Origin of the sequence: Pseudomonas sp. S37 (genome assembly GCF_016658545.1) — a bacterium.
In the GTDB taxonomy this organism is placed as follows: domain Bacteria; phylum Pseudomonadota; class Gammaproteobacteria; order Pseudomonadales; family Pseudomonadaceae; genus Aquipseudomonas.
Genome location: NZ_JACVZC010000127.1, coordinates 1 through 17,965 on the forward strand (window position 1 = coordinate 1; position 17,965 = coordinate 17,965).

Annotated in this window: 14 protein-coding genes and 1 pseudogene; 11 read left to right on the forward strand and 4 right to left on the reverse strand. The window is 64.7% G+C overall.

The genetic code is table 11. From position 1 onward, the window contains the following. A pseudogene (locus IAE39_RS29795) lies at positions 1–201 on the reverse strand (DUF1853 family protein); the annotation flags it as partial. Between IAE39_RS29795 and IAE39_RS25405 the strand changes: the two are divergent. The 11 genes from IAE39_RS25405 to IAE39_RS25455 all read left to right on the forward strand — a co-directional run bounded on the left by IAE39_RS25405 (position 200) and on the right by IAE39_RS25455 (position 12,261). After that, the gene (locus IAE39_RS25405; protein ID WP_008090067.1) at positions 200–1,090 is read left to right on the forward strand and encodes an NAD(+) kinase; all 891 of its coding nucleotides are present in this window, start codon (positions 200–202) and stop codon (positions 1,088–1,090) included. The pseudogene IAE39_RS29795 and the gene IAE39_RS25405 sit on opposite strands and share 2 nt — an antisense overlap. Next, on the forward strand, positions 1,090–2,061 hold the full coding sequence (locus tag IAE39_RS25410) for a metallophosphoesterase (protein WP_201207252.1): 972 nt from the start codon (positions 1,090–1,092) through the stop codon (positions 2,059–2,061). Before IAE39_RS25405 ends, IAE39_RS25410 begins: the two co-directional genes overlap by 1 nt. Further along, on the forward strand, positions 2,058–2,945 hold the full coding sequence (locus tag IAE39_RS25415; RefSeq protein ID WP_201207253.1) for a rhomboid family intramembrane serine protease: 888 nt from the start codon (positions 2,058–2,060) through the stop codon (positions 2,943–2,945). The genes IAE39_RS25410 and IAE39_RS25415 overlap by 4 nt, the downstream gene beginning before the upstream one ends. Positions 2,946–2,958: 13 nt before the next feature. After that, entirely contained in the window at positions 2,959–3,219 is a 261-nt protein-coding gene (locus tag IAE39_RS25420; RefSeq protein WP_003260154.1) for a YeaC family protein, read from the forward strand. Continuing rightward, positions 3,216–4,046: a DUF2797 domain-containing protein gene (locus IAE39_RS25425; RefSeq protein ID WP_201207254.1), complete on the forward strand. Its 831-nt coding sequence runs from the start codon at positions 3,216–3,218 to the stop codon at positions 4,044–4,046. The genes IAE39_RS25420 and IAE39_RS25425 overlap by 4 nt, the downstream gene beginning before the upstream one ends. Before the next feature lie 13 nt (positions 4,047–4,059). After that, a complete protein-coding gene (gene pepN / locus IAE39_RS25430) occupies positions 4,060–6,717 on the forward strand; it encodes an aminopeptidase N (RefSeq protein WP_201207255.1) in 2,658 nt (885 codons plus the stop codon). A 282-nt stretch (positions 6,718–6,999) separates the two neighbouring features. Continuing rightward, positions 7,000–8,028, forward strand: coding sequence for a WD40/YVTN/BNR-like repeat-containing protein (locus IAE39_RS25435; RefSeq protein ID WP_201207256.1), 1,029 nt, complete (start codon positions 7,000–7,002; stop codon positions 8,026–8,028). A 20-nt stretch (positions 8,029–8,048) separates the two neighbouring features. After that, a complete protein-coding gene (locus tag IAE39_RS25440; RefSeq protein WP_201207262.1) occupies positions 8,049–10,424 on the forward strand; it encodes an efflux RND transporter permease subunit in 2,376 nt (791 codons plus the stop codon). 148 nt (positions 10,425–10,572) lie between these two features. Beyond that, entirely contained in the window at positions 10,573–10,863 is a 291-nt protein-coding gene (locus IAE39_RS25445) for a DUF5629 family protein (protein ID WP_201207257.1), read from the forward strand. Next, positions 10,829–11,959, forward strand: coding sequence for a lactonase family protein (locus IAE39_RS25450; RefSeq protein ID WP_201207263.1), 1,131 nt, complete (start codon positions 10,829–10,831; stop codon positions 11,957–11,959). Before IAE39_RS25445 ends, IAE39_RS25450 begins: the two co-directional genes overlap by 35 nt. A gap of 122 nt (positions 11,960–12,081) precedes the next feature. Beyond that, entirely contained in the window at positions 12,082–12,261 is a 180-nt protein-coding gene (locus IAE39_RS25455) for a hypothetical protein (protein WP_201207258.1), read from the forward strand. Between the two features lie 138 nt (positions 12,262–12,399). Here the strand turns inward: IAE39_RS25455 and IAE39_RS25460 are convergent, their stop codons facing one another. From IAE39_RS25460 to IAE39_RS25470, 3 genes are read right to left on the reverse strand one after another with little or no spacing between them, the layout of a single operon-like run. After that, positions 12,400–12,993, reverse strand: a complete 594-nt coding sequence (locus tag IAE39_RS25460) for a glutathione S-transferase (protein WP_201207259.1) — start codon at positions 12,991–12,993, stop codon at positions 12,400–12,402. Further along, positions 12,990–16,634, reverse strand: a complete 3,645-nt coding sequence (locus IAE39_RS25465) for an AAA family ATPase (RefSeq protein ID WP_201207260.1) — start codon at positions 16,632–16,634, stop codon at positions 12,990–12,992. The genes IAE39_RS25460 and IAE39_RS25465 overlap by 4 nt, the downstream gene beginning before the upstream one ends. Further along, positions 16,631–17,869: an exonuclease SbcCD subunit D C-terminal domain-containing protein gene (locus tag IAE39_RS25470; RefSeq protein WP_201207261.1), complete on the reverse strand. Its 1,239-nt coding sequence runs from the start codon at positions 17,867–17,869 to the stop codon at positions 16,631–16,633. Before IAE39_RS25470 ends, IAE39_RS25465 begins: the two co-directional genes overlap by 4 nt. Positions 17,870–17,965: the final 96 nt, after the last annotated feature.

The window sequence follows — 17,965 nt, forward strand, 5'->3', positions numbered from 1 at the left end:
GCAGGGTGGGGCGCTGAGCAGGGGCGGCGACAGCAGGGCCCAGGCCAGGTCACGCACGGCGGGGCGCTGCAGTTGCCGGGGCAGGTCGTGGAGTTGGGCGAATGGCGTCATCCTGCGAGCATAGCCGGTTTGCCGCTGCCCGGTGGTTTCGCCCATAATCGGCGCATCGTCACCCGCCGCAGAGCCTCGCAGGAGCCCCATGGAGCAATTTCGCAATATCGGTATCATCGGTCGCCTTGGCAGCTCCCAGGTGCTCGACACCATTCGCCGACTGAAAAAATTCCTCCTCGAGCGCCACCTGCACGTGATCCTCGAGGACACCATCGCCGAAGTGCTGCCCGGCCACGGCCTGCAAACCTCCACCCGCAAGCTGCTGGGCGAGGTCTGCGACCTGGTCATCGTGGTCGGCGGCGACGGCAGCCTCCTCGGCGCCGCCCGCGCCCTGGCGCGGCACAACATTCCGGTGCTGGGCATCAACCGTGGCAACCTGGGCTTTCTGACCGACATTCGCCCCGACGAACTGGAAGAGAAGGTCGCCGAGGTGCTCGACGGCCACTACCTGGTGGAAAACCGCTTCCTGCTGCAGGCCGAGGTGCGCCGTCACCACGAAGCCATCGGCCAGGGCGATGCGCTGAACGACGTGGTGCTGCACCCGGGCAAGTCCACGCGCATGATCGAGTTTGAAATCTATATCGACGGCCAGTTCGTCTGCAGCCAGAAGGCCGACGGCCTGATCGTTGCCACCCCTACCGGCTCTACGGCCTATGCGCTGTCGGCCGGCGGCCCGATCATGCACCCCAAGCTCGACGCCATCGTCATCGTGCCGATGTACCCGCACACCCTGTCGGGCCGGCCGATCGTGGTCGACGGCAACAGCGAGCTGAAGATCGTGGTGTCCAAGGACCTGCAGATCTACCCACAAGTGTCCTGTGACGGCCAGAACCACTTCACCTGCGCCCCCGGCGATACCATCACGGTCAGCAAGAAGCCGCAGAAACTGCGCCTTATCCACCCGCTGGACCACAATTACTATGAGGTGTGCCGCACCAAACTGGGTTGGGGCAGCCGCCTGGGGAGCAGGGACGACTGATGCTCGATCCGGCGCGCAGTTTCGACATCATCGGTGACGTGCACGGTTGTGCGCTGACCCTTGAACGCCTGCTCGACACCCTCGGCTACAAGCGCGTGGCCGGCGTGTGGCGCCACCCGCGGCGCCTGGCGCTGTTCCTTGGCGATATCGTCGACCGCGGCCCACGCATCCGCGAGGCGCTGCACATCGTCCACGACATGGTCGAAGCCGGCCAGGCGTTCTGCATCATGGGCAACCACGAGTACAATGCGCTCGGCTGGGTCACCCCGGCGCTGCCCGGCAGCGGCAAGGCCTACGTGCGCGAACACACGCCGCGGCATGCCCGCCTGATCGACGAAACCCTGACCCAGTTCGCCCAGCACCCTGGCGACTGGCATGATTTCGTCAACTGGTTCTACGAGCTGCCACTGTTCGTCGATGCCGGGCGCTTCCGCCTGGTCCACGCCTGCTGGGACCCGCAACTGATCGCGCCGCTGCGCCAGCAATACCCCGACGGGCGTATCGATGAGCACTTCATCCAGGCCTCGGCCGTGAGCAACAGCTTCGCCGCCACGGTGTGCAACCGGCTGCTGCGCGGCACCGACATGCGCCTGCCGGACGGCCTCACCCTGACCGGGGGCGACGGCCTGACCCGCGCCTTCTTCCGCACCAAGTTCTGGGAAGAAGACCCGCAAACCTACGGCGACATCGTGTTCCAGCCCGATGCCTTGCCCGAAGAGGTGGCCAGCGCACCGCTCAGCCACAGCCAGAAGAATGCCTTGCTGCGCTACGCCGAGGAGGAGCCATTGCTGTTTGTCGGGCACTACTGGCGCAGCGGCCACCCCGCGCCGATTCGCCCCAACCTGGCCTGCCTGGATTACAGCGCCGTGCTTTACGGCAAGCTGGCCGCCTACCGGCTGGATGATGAAACCCGCATCGACCCGCACAAGTTCGTCTGGGTCGACGTCGACCGCCCACAGGCCAACCAATGAACATTATCGAAGTGATGCGCCTGCCGCTGTCGGTCGACCTCAGCGGCTTCGTCCATTTGCTGCAGCGCCTGCAGGTGCCACATCGGGTCAGCGAGGAGGGCGACGCCCAGGTGCTCTGGGCTCCCGACACCCTCGCCGAAGACGTCCGCGAGCTGTACCAACGCTTCCCCGAAGGTAACGCCGACATCCAAGCAACGGATGCCCCTGTGGGAGCGGGCATGCCCGCGAATGCCCCAACACAGCCCTCCCTGGCAGAACAGGCCAAAGCCTGCAAGATCACCACCCTGACCCTGCTGCTGTGCTTCATCGTCGCCGGCCTGACCAACCTGGGCGACAACTTCACCACCATCAGCTGGTTCACCTTCCTCGATTTCCGCGTACAGGGCGACTACCTGTACTTCACCGCGCTGGCACAAACCCTCGACCAGGGCCAGTGGTGGCGCCTGGTATCGCCGATGCTGCTGCATTTCGGCGTGCTGCACCTGGCCATGAACAGCCTGTGGTACTGGGAGCTGGGCAAGCGCATCGAACTGCGCCAGGGCCCGTGGATGCTGCTGGGCCTGACCCTGCTGTTCAGCCTGGTGTCCAACCTGGCTCAGCACTACACCAGCGGGCCGAGCCTGTTCGGTGGCCTGTCCGGCGTGCTGTACGGCCTGCTCGGGCATGTCTGGCTATTCCAGTGGCTGGCGCCCAACCGTTACTTCAACCTGCCCAAGGGCGTGCTGGTGATGATGCTGATCTGGCTGGTGGTGTGCCTGACCGGCGTGGTCGGCACCCTCGGCCTTGGCCAGATCGCCAATGCCGCCCACGTCGGCGGGCTGCTCATCGGATGCCTGACCGGGCTCTTGGGTGGGGCGCTGGCCCGGCGTAAACTGTCGGCTTGAATCAGGAGACACTATGTCCACTTTCGCGCAAATGATTGAAAACATCACCCCGGAAATCTACGAGAGCCTGAAACTGGCCGTGGAAATCGGCAAATGGTCGGATGGCCGCAAGCTCACTGCCGAGCAGAAAGAGCTGTCGCTGCAGGCGGTCATCGCCTGGGAAATGAAAAACCTGCCCGAAGACCAGCGCACCGGTTACATGGGCCCGCAGGAATGCGCGTCGAAGTCCGCGCCGATCGCCAACATTCTGTTCAAGTCGGACTCGGTACATTGATCGAACTCGCTCGTGGCTCGTTGAGCAAGATGGCTGTAAGCCTGCAGGCACCGGTGGTGCAGTACAGCTTCCGCCTGGATGACACCCAGGTGCCGGTCAACCCGCTGATCGGCCAGCGCCTGCGCCTGGAATACCTCGGCGCCATTCACTGCAGCCATTGCGGCAAGCGCACCAAGACCAGCTTCAGCCAGGGTTACTGCTACCCGTGCATGACCAAGCTGGCCCAGTGCGACGTGTGCATCATGGCCCCGGAAAAATGCCACTACGACGCCGGCACCTGCCGCGAGCCGTCGTGGGGCGAACAGTTCTGCATGACCGACCACGTGGTCTACCTGGCCAACTCGTCGGGGATCAAGGTCGGCATTACCCGTGCCACCCAGCTGCCCACCCGCTGGCTCGACCAGGGCGCCAGCCAGGCGCTGCCGATCATGCGCGTGGCTACCCGCCAGCAATCGGGCCTGGTCGAAGACGTGCTGCGCAGCCAGGTGCCGGACCGCACCAACTGGCGCGCGCTGCTCAAGGGCGACGCCGAAGTGCTCGACCTGCCGGCAATTCGCGAGCAAATCTTCGAAGCCTGCGCTGACAGCCTGCGCGCGCTGCAGGAGCGTTTCGGCCTGCAGGCGATCCAGCCGCTGCCCGACGCCGAAGTGGTACAGATGAATTACCCGGTCGAGGCTTACCCGACCAAGATCGTCAGCTTCAACCTCGACAAAACCCCGGTGGTGGAAGGCACGCTGCTGGGCATCAAGGGCCAGTACCTGATCTTCGACACCGGTGTGATCAATATTCGCAAGTACACGGCCTACCAGTTGGCCGTGCTCCAGTAAAAAGGACCTGCACATGCGTACCGAACAACCGCAAGTGATCTACCTGAAGGATTACCAGGCGCCCGAGTACCTGATCGACGAGACGCACCTGACCTTCGAGCTGTTCGAGGACCACACCCTGGTTCACGCGCAACTGGTGATGCGCCGCAACCCGGCACGCGGTGCCGGCCTGCCGCCACTGGAACTCGACGGTCAGCAGCTGGAGTTGCTGCGTGCCTCGCTGGACGACCAGGAACTGCAGCCGGGCGACTACCAGCTGGGCACCGACAGCCTGACGGTCCATCCCAAGGCCGAGCGCTTCACCCTCGACACCAGCGTGAAGATCCACCCGGAGAGCAACACTGCGCTGGAAGGCCTGTACAAGTCGGGCAAGATGTTCTGCACCCAGTGCGAGGCCGAAGGCTTCCGCAAGATCACCTATTACCTCGACCGCCCGGATGTGATGAGTACCTTCACCACCACGGTGATTGCCGAGCAGCATCGCTACCCGGTGTTGCTGAGCAACGGCAACCCGATCGGCAGCGGGCCGGCGGAAGATGGCCGTCACTGGGCGACCTGGGAAGACCCGTTCATGAAGCCGGCCTACCTGTTCGCGCTGGTGGCCGGTGACCTGTGGTGCGTGGAAGACAGCTTCGTGCGCCAGTCCGGTCGCGATGTAACGCTGCGCATCTACGTCGAGCCGGAGAACATCGACAAGTGCGACCACGCCATGGTCAGCCTGAAGAAGTCCATGCGCTGGGATGAAGAAGTCTACGGCCGTGAATACGACCTGGACATCTTCATGATCGTCGCGGTCAACGACTTCAACATGGGCGCCATGGAAAACAAGGGCCTGAACATCTTCAACTCCAGCTGTGTGCTGGCCCGTGCCGAAACCGCTACCGACGCCGCACACCAGCGCGTCGAAGGCGTGGTCGCCCACGAGTACTTCCACAACTGGTCGGGCAACCGCGTCACCTGCCGTGACTGGTTCCAGCTGTCGCTGAAGGAAGGCTTCACGGTGTTCCGCGATGCCGAGTTCAGCGCCGACATGAACTCGCGCACGGTCAAGCGCATCGAAGACGTGGCCTACCTGCGTACCCACCAGTTCGCCGAAGACGCCGGCCCCATGGCCCACCCGGTGCGCCCGGACAGCTTCATCGAAATCTCCAACTTCTACACCCTTACCGTGTACGAAAAGGGGGCCGAAGTGGTGCGCATGGTCCGTACCCTGCTGGGCGCCGAAGGCTTCCGCAAGGGCAGCGACCTGTACTTCGAACGCCACGATGGCCAGGCGGTGACCACCGACGACTTCATCAAGGCCATGGAAGACGCCAACGGTGTCGACTTCACCCAGTTCAAGCGCTGGTACAGCCAGGCCGGTACCCCGCGCCTGGAGGTCAGCGAGGCCTATGACGCTGCCGCGCAAACCTACAGCCTGACCTTCCGCCAGAGCTGCCCGCAGACCCCGGACAAGGCCGAAAAGCTACCGTTCGTGATCCCGGTGGAACTGGGCCTGCTGGATGCCGCCGGCAACGACCTGCCGCTGCAACGGGTCGGCGAGGCCGCTGCTCACGGTACCAGCCGCGTGTTGTCGGTGACCGAGGCCGAGCAGACCTTCACCTTCCAGGGCATCGCCGCCAAGCCGCTGCCGTCGTTGCTGCGTGGCTTCAGCGCCCCGGTGAAGCTGAGCTTCCCGTATGACCGCGACCAGCTGATGTTCCTGATGCAGCACGACAGCGACGGCTTCAACCGCTGGGAAGCGGGCCAGCAACTGTCGGTACAGGTACTGCAGGAACTGATCGGCCAGCATCAGCGCGGCGAAGCACTGGAGCTCGACCAGCGCCTGATCACCGCCCTGGGCACCGTGCTCGGCAACGAAGCGCTGGACCCGGCCATGGTTGCCGAAATGCTCTCGCTGCCAGGTGAGGCCTACCTCACCGAGATCAGCCAGGTGGCCGATGTGGATGCCATCCACGCGGCTCGCGAGTTCGCCCGCCAGCAGATTGCCGAGCAGCTGTTCGACGCCCTGTGGGCGCGTTACCAGGCCCACCGTGAGGTTTCGCGCAGCACTGCCTACGTGGCCTCGGCCGAGCACTTCGCCCGCCGCAGCCTGCAGAACATCGCCCTGTCGTACCTGATGCAGAGCGGCAAGCCGCAGGTGCTGGAAGCGACCCTGGAGCAGTTCGAGCAGTGCGACAACATGACCGAGCGCCTGACCGCCCTGGCGGTACTGGTCAACTCGCCGTTCGAGGCCGAGCGCGCCAAGGCGCTGGAAGCCTTTGCCGAGCACTTCAAGGACAACCCGCTGGTCATGGACCAGTGGTTCAGCGTGCAGGCGGCCAGCGCGCTGCCGGGCGGGCTGGCGCGGGTCAAGGCGCTGATGCAGCACCCGGCGTTCACCCTGAAGAACCCGAACAAGGTGCGTGCGCTGATTGGTGCGTTTGCCGGGCAGAACCTGGTCAACTTCCATGCGGCGGATGGCTCGGGGTATCGCTTCCTGGCGGACCTGGTGATCGAGTTGAATGCGCTGAACCCGCAGATTGCCTCGCGTCAGCTGGCGCCGTTGACCCGCTGGCGCAAGTATGACGATGCGCGCCAGGGCCTGATGAAGGGCGAGCTGGAGCGGATTCTGGCTTCGGGTGAGCTGTCCAGTGATGTGTATGAGGTTGTGAGCAAGAGTTTGGCTTGATGCTTCTGTAGTCTGGGCCGGCCTCTTCGCGGCGGTTCGGCGCCCCGATGAACCCGCTCCCACAGGAACTGCACTGCTTTCATGGGCGGTGCAATACCTGTGGGAGCGGGTTCACCCGCGAAGCTTTCCAGGCCGACAACAAAACATAACACCCCGCCCGTTGTATTCCCGCAAAAATCCCCGCTACGATCCCTTCAAGCTATTGCAGGCCTCTAGATCAGGCTTTTCGCAGTACCTGCAATGCATTGACCCGCCAAACAAGAACACAACAGGGGGACAGTCATGAGGGAACAGAACAGGCGCATTGCCTGGCCATTGGCAGCCGCAGCGGTACTGGCGCTGGCACTTGGCACGTGGGCTGACAGCGTACAAGCCGCTGCCGCCGACGAATACTCCACCGAATCGGCCAAGGCCAGCCAGAGCCTGCTGATCGGCGCCACCCATGCCGGCAAGCGCCTGGTGGTGGTCGGCGATCGTGGCCATATCCTGTTCTCCGACGACCAGGGCAGTACCTGGACCCAGGCCCGGGTGCCCACCCGGCAGCTGCTCACCGCGGTGTTTTTCCTCGACGACAAGCGCGGCTGGGCCGTCGGCCATGACGCGCAGATCCTCAGCAGCAACGACGGCGGCGCTACCTGGAGCAAGCAGTTCGAAGACCTGGCCCGTGAAGCGCCCTTGCTCGATATCACTTTCCTTGACGCCCAGCACGGCTTCGCCGTGGGGGCCTACGGCGCCTTGCTGGAAACCACCGACGGTGGCCAGCACTGGCAGGACGTGGCCGAGCGCCTGGACAACCCCGACCAGTTGCACCTGAACGGCATTGCCCACGTGCGCGATGCCGGGCTGTTCATCGTCGGCGAGCAGGGCGGCATGTTCCGCTCTGCCGACAACGGTCAGACCTGGGCCAGGGTGCAGGGCCCCTACGAGGGCTCGCTGTTCGGCGTGATCGGCACCCGCCAACCCCATACCCTGCTGGCCTACGGCCTGCGCGGCAACCTGTTCCGCTCGGCCGACTTCGGTGACAGCTGGCAGCCGATCGAACTCAAGGCCGCGCGCGGCACCCTCGAATTCGGCCTGGCAGGCGCTACGCTTGTCGAAGATGGCAGCCTGGTACTGGTCGGCAACGGCGGCAGCGTGCTGCGCAGCACCGACGACGGCCAGACCTTCAGCGTGCACAACCGTGCCGACCGCATCGCCCTGGCCGGCGTCAGTGGCCTGGCCAGCGGTGGCCTGCTGCTGGTGGGGCAGGGTGGTGTGCACCTGGCCAGCGCCGAAGGTGCCGACCAGGTTGCCGGGGAGGTGCGTCCATGACCAGCAGGGAGAGCATCACCATGCACCCGCATCACCAGGACAGGGCCACGCTGCTCGAACGCCTGATCTTCAACAACCGCCCTGTGGTCATCGCCCTGTGCGTGTTGATCAGTATTTTCCTGTTCTGGCAGGCCACGCAGATTCGCCCGTCCACCAGCTTCGAGAAGATGATCCCGCTGCAGCACCCGTTCATCGAACAGATGATGGAGCACCGCAACGACCTGGCCAACCTCGGCAACACCGTGCGCATTTCGGTGGAGGCGGTCAACGGTGACATCTTCGACAAGGACTACATGGAGACCCTGCGCCAGATCCATGATGAGGTGTTCTACATCCCCGGTGTCGACCGTGCCGGGTTGAAGTCGCTGTGGAGCCCCAGCGTGCGCTGGAGCGAGGTCACCGAAGAAGGCTTTTCCGGTGGCGAGGTAATCCCCAACACCTACAACGGCTCGCAGGACAGCCTCGATACCCTGCGCGACAACGTGCTCAAGTCGGGCCAGGTCGGCCGCCTGGTGGGCAACAACTTCAAGTCCAGCATCGTTGATGTACCGCTGCTGGAGAGCTACCCCGACCCGCAAGACCCAGGCAAACAGGTGAAGCTGGACTACCAGCAGTTCTCGCACCTGCTGGAAGAGAAGATCCGTGACAAGTTCCAGGCGCAGAACCCCAATGTGAAGGTGCACATCGTCGGCTTCGCCAAGAAGGTCGGCGACCTGATCGACGGCCTGGTGATGGTGGCAATGTTCTTCGGTGTCGCCCTGGCGATCACCTGGGTGCTGTTGTACTGGTTCACCTGGTGCATCCGCAGCACCATTGCCGTGCTCATCACCACCCTGGTGGCGGTGGTCTGGCAACTGGGGCTGATGCATGCGGTGGGCTTTGGCCTGGACCCGTACTCGATGCTGGTGCCGTTCCTGATCTTCGCCATCGGCATTTCCCACGGGGTGCAGAAAATCAACGGCATCGCCTTGCAGTCGAGTGATGCGGACAACGCACTTACTGCGGCACGGCGCACCTTCCGCCAGCTGTTCCTGCCCGGGATGATCGCCATCCTGGCCGATGCGGTGGGCTTTATCACCCTGCTGATCATCGACATCGGGGTGATTCGCGAGCTGGCCATCGGCGCGTCCATCGGCGTGGCGGTGATCGTGTTCACCAACCTGATCCTGCTGCCGGTGGCCATTTCCTACGTCGGCATCAGCAAGAAGGCCATCGAGCGCAGCAAGAAGGACGCAACCCGCGAGCACCCGTTCTGGCGCCTGCTGTCGAACTTTGCCAGCGCCAAGGTGGCGCCAGTGTCGGTGGTGCTGGCGCTGCTCGCCTTTGCCGGGGGGCTGTGGTACAGCCAGAACCTGAAGATCGGCGACCTTGACCAGGGCGCGCCGGAGCTGCGCCCCGACTCGCGCTACAACCAGGACAACAACTTCATCATCAGCAACTACTCGACCAGTTCCGACGTGCTGGTGATCATGGTCAAGACCCCGTCCGAGCAATGCTCGATCCACTCGACCATGGCACCGATCGACGAGCTGATGTGGACCATGCAGAACACCCCGGGCGTGCAGTCGGCGATTTCCCTGGTGACTGTGTCCAAGCAGGTGATCAAGGGCATGAACGAGGGCAGCCTGAAATGGGAAACCCTGTCGCGCAACCCGGACATCCTCAACAACTCCATCGCCCGTGCCGACGGCCTGTACAACGGTGACTGCTCGCTGGCGCCGGTGCTGGTGTTCCTCAACGACCACAAGGCCGAAACCCTGGAGCGGGTCACCGCCGTGGCCAAGGCGTTTGCCGACAGCCACAACAAGGAGGGCCTGCAGTTCCTGCTGGCGGCGGGCAACGCCGGGATCGAGGCGGCGACCAACGAAGTGATCAAGTCGGCCGAGCTGACCATCCTGATCCTGGTGTACCTCTGCGTGGCGGTGATGTGCCTGATCACCTTCCGCTCGTTTGCCGCCACCTTGTGCATCGTGCTGCCACTGGTGCTGACGTCGGTGCTGGGTAATGCGCTGATGGCCTACATGGGCATCGGCGTGAAGGTGGCGACCTTGCCGGTGGTGGCGCTGGGCGTGGGCATTGGCGTGGACTATGGCATTTACATCTACAGCCGGCTGGAAAGCTTCCTGCGCGCCGGGTTGCCGTTGCAGGAGGCGTATTACCAGACCCTGCGCTCGACCGGCAAGGCGGTGCTGTTCACCGGGCTGTGCCTGGCCATTGGCGTGTGCACCTGGATTTTCTCGGCGATCAAGTTCCAGGCGGACATGGGGCTGATGCTGACCTTCATGTTGCTGTGGAACATGTTTGGTGCGCTGTGGCTGTTGCCGGCGCTGGCGCGGTTCCTGATCAAGCCGGAGAAGATGGTGGGCAAGGAAGGGGGGTCGATTTTCGCCCATTGAATTGCCGGGGGCCGCTTTGCGGCCCATCGCGACGCAAGGCCGCTCCTACAAGGGATCGCAGTCTCCTGTAGGAGCGGCCTTGTGTCGCGATTGGGCTGCAAAGCAGCCCCAGGGTTATAATGCCGCCACATCCCTTACAGGTACCCCCATGTCCCCCCTCGCCACCGCCCTGCAGTCCTGCGACATGCTCCTGATCGACGGCCTGCACGCCTTCGACTTCACCGCCGACGCCTCCGGCCTCACCGTCGAATGCATGGACGGCCGCCAGCTGCGCCGCTGGTCGTTCACCCCCGAACAGGTCGCCGCCGCCATCGCCAGCGGTGACGAATGGCAACTGAATGATGCCGACGGCGAGCATCGGCTAGTCTGTATGAGTGCCTTTCGCGCCCCGGATGAAGACCATGATGAACCGGACCTGGACGAGCCTGCTGACCGCTAGCCTGATGAGCCTGACTATCCACGCCCACGCCGCTACCTTGCTGGTGGGCAGCTACACCGATGGCGCCAGCCAGGGTATCTACCGCTATCAGTTCGACGACAAGCGCGGCCATATCGTCCCCACGCCACTGCAAGTGGTGAAGAGCGTCAACCCGTCGTGGCTGGTGCTGTCGGCCGACCAGCGCCTGCTGTTCGCGGTCAATGAAACCCCGGGCGGCCACGCCAGCAGTTTCACTGTCAGCGCCAAGGGCGAGATCAAACCGCTCAACCAGGTGGCCAGCAAAGGCGACGAGCCGACCCACGCCAGTATCAGCCGTGACCAGCGTTTCCTGTTTGTGGCCAACTATGCGGTCAACCCCGACCCGGGTGGCAGCCTGGTGGTAATCCCGGTGGCCAAGGACGGCAAGCTCAAGCAGGTGGTGCAGCAACTGCGGCACAAGGCAAGTGGCGTCAACCCCGAGCGCCAGGCCGGGGCCCATGTGCATTCGCTGGTGTTGTCGCCCAACGGCCAGCATCTGTATGCCTGCGACCTGGGCGCCGACAAGGTGTTCATCTACCGCTACGACGGTGCCAGCCCGGACCAGCCGTTGAGCCCGGCCATTCCGGCCTCGGTAGACCTGCCACCAGGCAGCGGACCACGCCACCTGCTGTTCGACGCCAAAGGGCGGCATGCTTACCTGACGCTGGAAATGAGCGGTGAAGTGGTGATGTTCGACGTCAAGGACGATGCCCTGCTCGAACGCCAGCGCCTGCCGCTGACCGAACAGCAGGATGCGGCGGCCAAGGCGGCGGGCGGTTTGCACCTGTCGGCGGACGGCCGTTTCCTGTACGTCAGCAACCGCGGCACGGCCAACGAGATCGTAGTGTTCAGCGTCGGCAAGGAGGATGGTCAACTGACCTTCCTGCAACGCCGCTCGGTGGAGGGCGACCACCCTCGGGAGTTTGCCCTCGACCCGAGTGACAACTTCCTGTTGGTGGCCAACCAGAAGAGCAACCAGATCGTGGTCATGCGCCGCGACCCGCGCAGCGGCAAGCTGCTGGAGACGGTGCAAACGCTGAATCAGGCGGCACCCTCGGACCTGAAGTTCATCGAGTGATATCGATCGGCGTGATAATCGATACTGCCGCAATGAATTTTTGCGCTTGGCCTCATCGGCGTAAGTTTGACCCAAGGCCCAGATGGGCCAACGTCAAACCACCGCCGTCGAGGTCAGCCCAGATGAACTTCAATCTCTTCCCGGTCATTGCCGCATCCGCCATTTCTGCTTCGGTCGTTCTGCCGGCACACGCCCATGCCGACACCAGCGGCAAGGCGTCCGCTACCCACAGCTATACCGAACAGTACCTGCGCCAGAGTGCCCATTTTCATGCGGCGTTGAGTGGTAAGCACCACGCGTGAACTGGGGCGCGGTCCCCTGTAGGAGCGGGTTTACCCGCGAATACGGTGGTGGCGGCAACGGTGAACGACCTGTCGAAATTGGCTGGCAGGCCCGGCCTATTCGCGGGTAAACCCGCTCCTACAAGGGATCGTGTGAAGCTATTTGGCCATGACTGCCTTGAACAGCTCGGATGCCAACCACCCCTCCAGCCAGCTCCGCACCCGCGGATAAGCCGCCTCGGCGAACCACTGCGGTTCGACCCCGGCAAACTGGCGCATCAGGGGCAGCAACGCGGCATCGGCAAGGCTCGGGTGGTCGGCCAGCAAGTAGCGCCGGCCCGCCAGCAGGCCTTCGAGCTCCGCCAGCCAGGCTTCGGCCTGCTGGCGATAATGCTCGCGGGAATGCTGCGGGTAGCGTTCGGCGTACTTGTACAGGTTCACCTGCGCCTTGAACGTGCTGTCGTTGCGCGCAATCAGGGCATCAGCCTGTTGCGCCGCCGCAGGGTCGGCCTGTAGCCGCCAGCCCTGCGGGTCGTTTTGCGCCAGCGCCCAGCGCATGATGTCCAGGCTCTCTTCCAGTACCCCGGCACCGGTATCCAGCACCGGCACCGTACCCTTGGGCGACAAGGCCAGCAGTTCTGCCGGCTTGTTCTTCATCGCCACCTCGCAAATCTCCACCTCGCAGCCGGCATAGCGCAGGGCCAGCCGCGCGCGCATGGCCCATGGGCAGCGGCGGAACGAGTAAAGGATCACCCGCACACCTCCACGTCACTCAGGCCGTTGCCCTGGCGGCGCACCTGGATCTGCACCGGAATGCGCTCGTGCATTTCCTGCACGTGGGAAATCACTGCCACTTTGCGGCCCTGGGCCTGCAGGCCATCGAGGGCATCCATTGCCAGTTGCAGCGATTCGGGGTCGAGGCTGCCGAAGCCTTCATCGATGAACAGCGATTCGATGCGCAGGGTGCTGGAGGCCATCGACGCCAGGCCCAGTGCCAGGGCCAGCGACACCAGGAACGTTTCGCCGCCCGACAGCGAATGTACCGAGCGCAGTTCGTCACCCATCTCGGTGTCCAGCACCAGCAGGCCCAGGGCGCTGCCGCCACGTTTGAGGCGGTAGCGGCGGGCCAGTTGGCGCAGCTGGCTGTTGGCGTGGTGCAGCAGCAGGTCGAGGTTGTAGCCCTGGGCGATCTTGCGGAACACATCGCCCGAGGCCGAGCCGATCAGGGCATTCAGGCGGGCCCAGCGTTGCCACTCCTCGCGGGCTTGCTCGATTTCTGCCGCCAGCGCCTGGTGGGCCTGCTGGCGGCGTTGGTCGTCGGCCTGCTGCGCACGCAGCTCGGCGCACTGCTGTTCGTGGCTGGCCAGGCGCGTGCGCAGCTCGGTCAGGGCTTGCTCCAGCGCTTCGGGCGAAGCTTCCACGGTCATTTGGGCGGCGTGTTGTTGCAGACGCTGTTCACGTTCCTGCAGCAATACACGGCCTTGCTCGATGGCTTTTTCGGCACCTTGCAGGCGCTGGCGCAGTTCATTCACCTGTGTGTCGTCCATGGCCAACAGGCGATCCAGGCCGGCATCGTCCAGCTCCGGATGTTCGCCTCGCCACTGGGCGATCTGGCCCTGCAACTGCTGGGATTCGACATCCAGCGCCTGTTGCTGCTGGGCGTTGGCCTTGAGTTCGCTGGCCAGTTGCACGCCCTGAGTTAGCAGTTGCTGCAGGCGCTGGGCGGTGTCGGCGTCGAGGGCGCGGGCTTGATCCAGCGCGGCGTCCATGTGCTGTTGCCAGGCTTCGGCACTGGCATGTTCGCCGAGCAGTTCGCCGAGCGAGACGAGGGCCTGCTGGCGCTGCTCATCAAGGGTCGCGAGCTTCTGCTGCAACTGCTGCAGGCCCTGCAACCGCGCCTGTTGCTGGTCGCGCAGCTTGTCCAGCTGGGTTTGCCGGGCTTGCTGTTCTTCCTGCTCGTCCTTGCGCTGCTCCATGTGTTGCTGGCGCTGGACAATTTGCTGGTCCAGAACGAGGAAGGCATTGGCCGGGTCTTCGCTCAGGGCCTTGAGGGCGTCTTCGGGTAGCACGCTGGCCAGGTCGTTCAGGCCTTGCTGCAGCTGCTGTTCATCGTTGGCCAAGGCCTGGTGCTGATGTTCCAGGTGGCGCTGGGCCTGTTGCTGGGCGTCGTGGGCAGCCTGCAGTTGCTGGTTGAGGCGGGCAGCGTCCCGTTGCAAGGTGAGCAGCGCGCTCTGGCGTTTCTCGTCCTGGCCGATTTCTTCGTCCAGGCGGCGCAGTTGGCTGTCGAGCCAGGTGCTGCGGGCCTTGTCGTCCTGCGGGGCCAGGGCCGGCCACAGGCTGTGCGCCTGCACCTGGGCCACCAGCGGTTGCAGCTGTTCGCCCAGTTGCTGTTGCTGTTGCTGGTAGTCCTTGAGCTGGGCGTTGACCACACCCAACTGGGTGCGCAGCTCTACCAGCTTGCTGTTGAGGGTTTCGACGTGCTTCTGCGCGGCGTCTTCTTCGGCCTGGTCATGGCGCCCCAGGCTTTGCAGCAGCGCTTCGGGCTGGTGGAACGGGTGTTCGGCGCTGCCGCATACCGGGCAGGGCTCACCGTCGCGCAGCTGGCCGCGCAGCTCTTCGACGCTGGTGTTGCGCGCCAGGCGCTGGCGTTGCAGCAGCTGGCGGGTGAGGTTGAGCGCTTGCTCGGCGGCTTCCAGCTCGGCCTTGGCAGCGGTGCCTTCGCCGATCAGTTGCTGGCGTTGCTGCATCGCCTGCTGCTGCCGTTCGCGCACGGTATCCAGTTGCTGGCGCAGCTCCCGTTCGCGGCCATGCAAGCGCGACAGCTCTTCGACGGCGCGCTGTTGCTTGCGGTTGTCCTGCAGCATGCCGCCGAGCAGGTCGATCTGCTCGGCCAGGGCCTGGGGTTCGGCCTTGGCTTCGCGGAACAGCACATCAAAGGCATCGCGTTCGGCCTGCAAGTGCGCATTGGCCTGGCTGGCCTGGGCCTGCAGGCCGGGCAGCTCTTCACGGCCCTTGGCCAGGCGGCCGCCAATCAGCATGACCTGTTTCAATTGCGGCAGGTAGGCGTGCCAGGCATTGGCCAGGCCGGCCAGGTGCTGGCTGTCGGCCAGCGCAGTGTCGATCTGCGCCAGTTGCTGCACGCTGCGTTGCTGGTGGTCTTCCAGTTGCTGCAGTTGCTGCTGGCCATCGGAGACTTGCTGCTGCGCCTGTTGGCTGCTGTCGCGCTGGGCGGCCAGCTCCTGGTCGAGACGGGCCAGGTTGTCCTGGGCGGCAAAGGCCTGGCGCAGGCGCGGGGCATTTTCGCCGTGCTGGGCCTGGCTGTCGGCCAGTGCCTGGCGCGCAGCCGTCAGCGCCTGTTCCTGCTCGCGGGTGCGTACCTGCAGGTCGGCTTGCTGCTGTTGCTGTTCGGCAATGCTCGCCGCCACCGGTGCCAGTTGGGCGCTCAGCGCCTGTTGGCGGTGGAACTGGTGACGTTGCGGGGCCAGGCGCTCCAGGCGGACCAGGTCCAGGCGCGGCTCGGCCAGCTGTTGCCAATCCTGCTCGGCGGCCTGCAATGCGCTACAGGCTTGGGCGTGCTGGGCTTGCAGCTGGCGTTGTTCGTTCAGCCAGTTGCGTTGCTGCTCCAGTTGGCGCTCGCCGGCCTGGTCGGCCTTGAACTGCTGCTGCGCCTGCTCCAGCTGCTGGTCAAGCTGGGCGCGGGCTTCGGTGGCCATTGGCAGCAGGTGGCTGGCGCGGTCTTTCAGGGCGTTGTGCGCCTCGCCGGCCTCGCGTGCCTTGCTGAAGGCGCGCTGGCCCAGGCGGGTGTAGATGGCGGTGTTGGTGAGCTTTTCCAGCAGCTCGCTGCGGTCTTTGTCGTCGGCCTTGAGGAATGCGCCGAACTCGCTCTGGGCCAGCATCACGGCACGGGTGAACTGCTCGAAGTTCAGGCCCAGGCGGGCTTCGACCAGTTGCTTGTACTCGTTCTTGCCACTGCCCAGCACTTGCTCGCTGTCGAGGTCGTAAAAGCTCTGGCGGCTGTGCTGCAGCTTGCCGTTGGCCTTGTCGCGGGCGCGGTTGGCTTCCCAGCGGGCGCGGTAGCGGCGGCCGTCGATGCCGACGAAATCCACTTCGGCAAAGCCGCTGCCGGTGCCCCGGCGCAGCAGGTTGCGCGGGTCGGAGGTGGGGATGTCGCCGTCGGCGTCCGGCACTTTGGCCTCGCGGCCGATGTCATTGAGCCGCGGCACGGTGCCGAACAGCGCCAGGCACAAAGCGTCGAGCAGGGTGCTCTTGCCGGCACCGGTAGGCCCGGTGATGGCGAACAGGCCGGCGCTGGCCAGCGGTTCGGCAGTGAAGTCGATGTCCACCGGGCCGGCCAGCGATGCCAGGTTCTTCAGGCGGATGGCAAGAATCTTCATGGCTGTTCCTCTTCCTGCTGCACGTCCTGCAACAGCAGGGCAAAGTCGGCCAGCGCCTGCTCGTCGGCAGCGCTGCCGTAGGCTTGTTCCCAGGCACGGCTGAACAGGTCTTGCGGGGTCATCTGGGCCAGTTCGACAAAGGCCAGGTCATCGTCTTCGGCGTTGTTGCGGCCGGCGTACTCGGCGCTGATGCGGATCAGCCGTACGGCCTTGCCTTCGATTGCACTTTCGATCTGCTGGCGCAGGTCGGGCTGCGGCTCGTCGAGAATCACCCGCACTTCCAGCCAGGGCTGGCGGTTGGGGTCTTCGAGCAGGTCGATCACCGGCAGGTCGGCCAGTTGCTGCAGCAGGTCGCCCAAGGGGGCCGGGCCGACCCGTTGCAGGGCCACGGCGCGCGGGACCGGGCGCGGTTCGACACTGACCAGGCCGTTGCCGTCCAGCTCCACTTCCAGCACCTGGTGCGGGTAGTTGATTTCGGCGAACGACAGCGGGATCGGCGAGCCACTGTAGCGGATGCGTTCTTCGCGGTTGACCTTTTGCGGCTTGTGCAGGTGGCCTAGGGCGACATAGCTGATGGCCTTGTCGAACAGCTTGGCCGGCAAGGCCTCGGCGTTGCCGATGATCAGGCTGCGTTCGGAGTCTTCCGACACTGCGCCACCGGCCATGTGCGCATGGCTGATGGCGATCAGCGCCTGGTCTTTCTTGCGCTTTTTCAGTGCGGCGGCGATCAGTTGCTGGTGCACCTGGGTGATGCCTTGCAGGTAATCGTCACCTAGCTGCGGGCCGGTCACTTCGGCCGGGCGCAAAAACGGCAGGGCCAGGCACCAGGCGGCGACCTTGCCGCGGCCATTGGTGAGCGGGATCAGCAGGCGCTCGGCATCCAGCTGGCCCTCGTCCAGCCAGTGCACCCGGCCCAGGGCATGGGTGCGCAGGCGGCGCATCAGCGCGGCGGGCAGTTCGATGCGCGAGCCGGAGTCGTGGTTGCCGGCGATCATCACGATGTCCAGCTTGGGCTGCTGCTCGTGGGCCTGGACGATGAAGTCGTAGAGCCGCTCCTGGGCTTTGACCGGCGGGTTGACCGTGTCGAAGATATCGCCAGCGATCAGCAGCGCATCCGGCTGGCGCAGGCGCAGTTGGCCGAGCAGCCAGTCGAGGAAGCAGGCGTGTTCGAAATCGCGTTCCTGGCCGTGCAGGCTTTGGCCCAGGTGCCAGTCGGAGGTATGAAACAGACGCATGGATGACCTGTTGGTGTCGAGTCGAGCAAGCGAGGGCTTGGCTTTGGGGGATGGGCGTTGCGCGAGGGCGGTATGGTAACCCAAGCGGGGGGGCGG